The organism is Vibrio hibernica (assembly GCF_015223435.1).
GTDB classification, from domain to species: domain Bacteria; phylum Pseudomonadota; class Gammaproteobacteria; order Enterobacterales; family Vibrionaceae; genus Vibrio; species Vibrio hibernica.
Window position 1 is genome coordinate 1 of record NZ_VHKO01000087.1, and the last position, 6,448, is coordinate 6,448.

4 protein-coding genes and 1 pseudogene are annotated in these 6,448 nt (G+C 44.4%); 4 read left to right on the top strand and 1 reads right to left on the bottom strand.

The window, feature by feature from the left end; all coding sequences use genetic code 11:
• Window positions 1-103: 103 nt before the first annotated feature.
• The 3 genes and pseudogenes from FH976_RS15235 to FH976_RS15245 form a co-directional block, all read left to right on the top strand.
• Window positions 104-1,210, top strand: a pseudogene (locus tag FH976_RS15235) (hypothetical protein); the annotation flags it as partial.
• Window positions 1,210-3,252: a hypothetical protein gene (locus tag FH976_RS15240; RefSeq protein WP_194091638.1), complete on the top strand. Its 2,043-nt coding sequence runs from the start codon at window positions 1,210-1,212 to the stop codon at window positions 3,250-3,252. The pseudogene FH976_RS15235 and the gene FH976_RS15240, both read left to right, overlap by 1 nt.
• A complete protein-coding gene (locus FH976_RS15245; protein WP_194091639.1) occupies window positions 3,249-3,707 on the top strand; it encodes a hypothetical protein in 459 nt (152 codons plus the stop codon). Before FH976_RS15240 ends, FH976_RS15245 begins: the two co-directional genes overlap by 4 nt.
• Window positions 3,708-3,982: 275 nt before the next feature.
• Here the strand turns inward: FH976_RS15245 and FH976_RS15250 are convergent, their stop codons facing one another.
• The gene (locus tag FH976_RS15250) at window positions 3,983-4,612 is read right to left on the bottom strand and encodes a YagU family protein (protein WP_194091640.1); all 630 of its coding nucleotides are present in this window, start codon (window positions 4,610-4,612) and stop codon (window positions 3,983-3,985) included.
• A 317-nt stretch (window positions 4,613-4,929) separates the two neighbouring features.
• Here FH976_RS15250 and FH976_RS15255 point away from each other — a divergent pair, with 317 nt between their 5' ends.
• Entirely contained in the window at window positions 4,930-5,955 is a 1,026-nt protein-coding gene (locus tag FH976_RS15255) for an IS110 family RNA-guided transposase (protein ID WP_194091641.1), read from the top strand.
• The last annotated feature ends 493 nt before the right edge of the window (window positions 5,956-6,448 follow it).

Consider the following 6,448-nt stretch of genomic DNA (forward strand, 5'->3'; position numbering starts at 1 on the left):
CGTGTAATTTAGACGTATTTTTCGAGTCTTAATGTTCATAACTAGGTTCCTATATTGTAGTCAATTATAGGCTATAGATACTTCCAAGATCATTAGACCATTACACCACTTGTGTGGTGGTGTAAGCAAGATGATGTGCGCAGGGACGTTCCTGCTAGCCTATTACACCCATAGCAATACCAGGAACTTGTTGCAACTCAGCCACCCTGACAATGCTTCAACCACACTGGGCGAGGTATGGTACACCATGCCTGCCTTTAAACGCCGCGCATTTAAAACGATTCAGGTCGAAATGTGTGGCCATGAGTTGGATATTCCCAAATACGCCTTGGACTTTTTCGATAAGTTACGTGAAGCATCTATGCTGATTGATACGGGTGACCATGCCACCCTGCTGCAAACGATCGTTACCAATAAGGTACAGCCAATCAATCCTTCTACACTCCGTGCCTTTGCAGACTGGATGGAAAAACACTTTTCATTTACTGACCAAACGAGTCGTCGATTGCGTCCGGTAATAAGCCGCTTTCGCGAAACCGGTGCCCAGTTAACCGCATTCCATCAAGGAGACATGGCGAACAACATCATGCTGAACAACACGCCCAACACTCGCAAGAAGCATTACAGTGAAGGCAATAAAACAACCAATAATGGCATGCTACAAGATGCCATGGCGATAAGAGAAGAGCAGGTCAAAAGCAGGGTGACCACCCCGCAAGCGAGGCAGAACCTGGCAATTGATGTTCTGGTTATTGAACAAGAAAACAGCATCAAACTGCCCAACCTCAGCCGAACATCAAGCGGGTCAAGCTGTAGCAATCCGTTTGGTGAAAAGTCAGAGAAATATACCAAACAAGCCCGACGCCACGGATTAGCCAAAGAGGGGGAGCGATTAGCCTGCGCCGATCTGTTAGCTTGCTTTGGTTGCCCCGAACAGGTGATTGTTCAGTCGGTGGCTGATATCTGGTGCCTGCTCTCGTTCAAAGCATGTATCGAAGAATCGCTGTATCTGCATCTGGATGCCAGTCATTACCGCAACAACTTCGAAGCGATTATTTCCTTCATCGACCAGAAAATACTACCCAACCTCCATGCCAAGGTATTCAAACAAGCCGAGACACGTCTGGATGACGATGGCCTGCATCCTGCTTGGGGCGAAGCCGATTCCATCCTCAACCTCATCCCTCGTGCCGATATGGAGATGAAATAATGCAAACCGACCATCTGTATGAAGCCAACTTTCCAGCACAGCACAAAATCCACGATACTGATGTGGCTAGGCTGTATCAAGAGCAACGTTTTGACGAACTGGATGCCGTCATCATTTGTAAAGACACAGCGGGTGCGGTCACGGCCACCTTTAGCGATTGCGATTGCTTTCCTTTCTCACGAAAAAAAGCAAACAACAACATCCGATTCACAGAGTTTGAACAGGCGTCAACGCTACAGCGGGAGCTAAAATTGTTCACCTTTGATTGGCTGTTTAATAAAAGTCCGAAACAACGAAAAGCCGCCAGTTTCCCTAGCGTTCGTACCCGTGTAGCAAATCTAAAAATCGCCTACCGTTTCCTTGCTTTTAATAATCTCACCTCTCTGGCAGCACTATCAACAACGAGCCATTGGCAGGCGTTTACCGCGTACCTTGTCGATAATAAATACTCACAGAGCTCCATCGAACAGTGTTTTATTGCTATCAACAAAGCTATCGAATTCGCATCATGGCATCAATTAGCGCTAGGCTTTACTGCGCCGATTAAGGCATCAGTTGAAGCAAAAAAACTCTGTGACCGACAACAGCAACAAACGCTGGTGATCCCAGAGCGCTTATGTGATGCGATTTACGGTAAAGCGATTGATCTTATCGAAGAAGCCCTCCCATTTAGGACGTTAATTGCCCAAACCGAAAACGCTCTACAAGATAATTACCTTGAAGGTAAACGTACCCTCGATGAAAAGGTTACCCAAGGAGCCATGTACACATTTTTGAAAACTGATGGCGGTATTGATAACCACAAATATGCATCGGCACTTCAAGAGAATCAGCCCCACTCCGTTCTCGATATCATTGCACCATTAGCCGAAAAATTGCCGAATGTTACGTTAAACAACGGAGCTGATTTCAAACGTTACCTTGGGCAACTGATTACCAGTAGCTATATCGTGTGTGGAGGATTCAGTGGCATGCGAGACTCCGAACTAGACAAGCTCACTCCTGACAGTTATTACAAGGACACCTTTGAAGGACGTGACTACCACATGCTGCAATCGCACACCTTTAAACTGGGTGAAAAACGCGAAACCTGGGTCACCGCCGTATCTTCCCAAAACGCTATTGAACTGATGTCCACCCTCACCGAGCGCTGGCGCTCAGAAGTCGTTTACCCTGATCCCAAGTACACGGATTCACTCTGGATAAATCACACCGCTCGCTCAAAGCCACCTGTGTTGATTACTAACTGGAATGCCCGCTTGCAACGCTTTTGCAAGCAATTCGATATGGTGGTCATCGAGGATGATTATCAGGAATGCCTTGAGTCAAACCCGCGCTCATTGGACAAAATAAAAGCATCGGTGACTGTTGGCCAGCCTTGGCCTTTAACCTCACACCAGTTCAGGCGCACACTGGCGTTTTATTGTATTAAGAATCGTTTTGGCACCTTAGTCGCACTGAAGCAGCAGTTTAAACACCTATATTTAGCCATGACTGAGTGGTACACCAATGGCGGAAAGCTGGCGAGCTATCGGGACTTAATGGTAGACGAAAAGGTAAAAAACCTGCTCAATGACATCAATGCAGAATCAACGGCGAACAAGATTTTTAAGCAGTGGCATTCGGACGAAAAGCTCGCGGGAACTCACGGTAAAGCAATCATGAAAATGCGCGGCGAAATACCGAGTATCTATAGCTCTTGGGAAGTTATCTATAGGGCGGTTAAGGACGGCAAGCTAACACTGCACGGCTCATTGCACAGTTATTGTAAAAATGGCTACAACTGCGATATGAACAGTGTTGTGGCACCACAGTTCTGCGTAGATTGCGGCTCTTCCAGTAGCATCATTGACGAGCAACAGGCTAAGTGGTGGCAGAAAAAGCACCGTAGTCTAGTTGCTTATATGGAATCTGGAGAAGAAATTTCGGTAAGTGAACATAGCCACTATGTCACTCAAATAAGAGCCGCAGAGAAGGTCATGGCTGACTTTGATATGCCCTTTGTTCCTTTTGAACCTGATTTGAAGGTAGCTAATTTATGAACAAGAGCGAAAACACACTATTGGCATTAGAAGCGGCTCTAGAACGCATTAAACAGGGTAAGCCTAAACGTATTCCCGCTCACCGTAAACTTAGTGTAAGAGCTGTCGAGGAAGAAGCGAATTTAGGTAATGGTAGCGGTTATTACTACCCTGATTTTGTCGAAAAGGTTAAACGGACCAAAATTGAAATTGCGGCAGGAAAAGGTGAAATAGTCCAACCAGAGGTCCAAACTGTGCGCATCAAACTCAAAGAACAAAAGCGCATCAAGGATAATTTCAAGACCAAGTATGAGATGGAGCGAGAAAAATTAGCTCTGTTTGCGGCTGCACAACACCACCTAAACGATAAGCTTGTTCAAGCAATGGCTCGTATTGATGACCTTGAATATGAGAATGCAGAGCTTCGAGAAAAGCTTGCCAAACTAAAAAGGAGTACGGTAGTGCCCATAAAGTAGCGCTACCATTGCCCACTTGGACGACAACCAAGTGGGCTTACCAAACAATCACACTTTGTCCTAACCAACGCTTTGAAACTCACTTTTGGACAAAACCTTGCCAGTGCTTTTGCTTAATTAGAAAATCATCAATAACTACAGGTATGGCAAATTTCTTGTGAAGAGCTAGTGCAATGAGTAGCATCGCACTAGCGAAAGTATTGGTTTAAGTGCCGTTATGATAAATCGACCACCTACGCACAAAGTGTCGTTATGGTAAATCAAGATCAAATTTACTAGCGAAACTTGGCGTTTAAAGAAACTTCTGCATCTGGTTCACGTGTCCAGCGGTTACGAAGGTCTCTTCGAATAATTTCAATAGACCAGAACCAAATTAGATGCCCAACAATTTCAGAGATCCATTCATAAGCAGGGAGATCTAATAGTGAAGGTGTCAAATTCATTAATGGAAATGTAATCATATGAACAAAGAATTGAGCTAATGCACCAGCTAATAAACCCTGCCATAACTTAAATTTTGGAAAGACTTCTACAACAACACAGTAGCCCACACCAAAAACAATGGAGAATAAAATATGAGTAACACCAACCCAGTTGAAAGCATGTCCCGCAAAAGTGTAAACAACTGAATTTGGATCCGCGATATGTAACCAATCGCGAAGAAACACATATGGAGGATTCAAAAAATTACGAGAACAATCAATTTGACTTGCTGCACGGATTAGATGTTCATTAACACAACCGGCCTGCCACATATCCATTGGACTCCGAGGAGCTAAAGGTACTTCCGCTCCCCATTTTACAAATGCAGAAACAACTCCTGTAATCAGACCTATAAGTCCAGCTAACCCATAACGTCTGCGTTTAGGGTCAGTTTGTACGAAAAACCATTTTAAAAATTTCATCTAAAAGTCACTTAATCATCTAAATATTTCATAATAATATGCGGCTAATTAAAAAAAAACATAAAATATTGGGAACTAATATTGCATTAGCCGACCGTTCTTAATATGAAAACACCGAACAAAATCGGTGTTCATTATTCCTATTATGGTAAATAGCAAAGTTTGCTATCAGAAATAGACCTTAGAATCCCTCAAACGCTCTTAGCGAAGATTTTGGACACTTGAACAAGGCAATATGCTTCCATAACGAATGACATGGATTCCCCCTCCCGAGGATCTGCCACACTTACGTGGTACTTGTTAGCACTGGAGGCACCATGTCTGATTATTCTTATTTTGGCGGTATCGATTTAGCTAAAAACCACTTTAGTATTCATGTCGTTGACTCACAAGGTAAAGTGATTCTTCATAAATCGGTTACTCGCTCTAAACTACTGACCACAATAGCAAATATGCCACCCATGCGTATAGGACTCGAAGCGTGTGGCGGTGCACATTATTGGGCAAGAACGCTTAATAAATTAGGACATGATGCTCGCATTATGGCGGTTAAGTATGTTGTTCCACATAGAACTAAAGGTAAGAACGACCTCAATGATGCCGTGGCTATCTGCCAAGCAGTCCAACATGCATCGACCCGTTTTGTTCCTGTAAAGTCTCCAGAGCAACAAGCCATACTCTCTGTTCATCGAATGCGTGAGCATTGGGTTCGCGAACGCACTGCTTTAATGAACCGTATTCGCGCCTTGCTTTCTGAGTTTGGTCTCATTATTCCTGTTGGACGCTCTTCTTTAATGAAGCAAGTGCCTCTTATGCTGGAAGATGCCGAAAACGAGCTTCCACACTTAGCGCGAACCGTTATTGCAGACGCGTACTATCACCTTGAACAGCTCAACCAACGTATTGTAGATACTGAACAAGTGTTCGAGGCTTTTTCAAAGGTCAGCGAAAATGTTCAGCGAATTATGAAAGTCAGAGGCATTGGTCCACAAACAGCAACTGCTATCCTGGCTTCTATAGGTAACGGCTCTCAATTTGATAAAAGCCGAGACTTCTCCGCTTGGCTAGGGTTAGTACCAAAGCAGTATTCAACAGGCGGCAAACCCAGATTAGGCAGAATTACCAAACACGGAGACAAGTATCTACGAACCTTGCTCGTCCATGGTGCTAGAACGGTCATTGCTAATCTAGGGGATAAACAAGACAGGCTCAGCCAGTGGTGCCGAGGCGTATTGGAACGACGAGGAATGAACCGAGCTATTGTCGCTCTTGCAGCAAAGAATGCTCGAATTATCTGGTCGCTATTACACAACCAAACGGAATATGAGAATTACGCTGCTTAAGAAACCATTAACCCAAGCAGCGTAACAAGAGTACACCCACCGGGTCATAGCAGACGCAATGGATGGAGATAGGTTAAGACCACTAGCGGAGAGCCTGTTAATGCGGCGGACACATCAGATGTCATCTAACGAATAAGGCACCGCAGTCGCGCAAAGTCATCAGGGTCACGATGTTGCGAATCATCGATATAAAGACCGAATGTAGAGCGGCAGTCCAAAACCCATCACTTGAAGTTTAGCGGATGTTTGACAACCGGGGGAATCCATGTAGCCTTGTAAGTTTGTGACGCTTTCAGAGCGATTTACAGGACATAAAAAGCAATTTTGATTTGGAGAACGAACCGCGCAATGATACCCATTTCCAAACTTTGTGAAATGTAGGTGACACATTAGCTACGTTTGAGCAAAATTGTCCTATCAGCGAACACGAATTTAGTAACCGAAAGTCATAAAGGGGCAAAGGTGAGCCAGCTAGGAAGCAGCTGACTCTAAA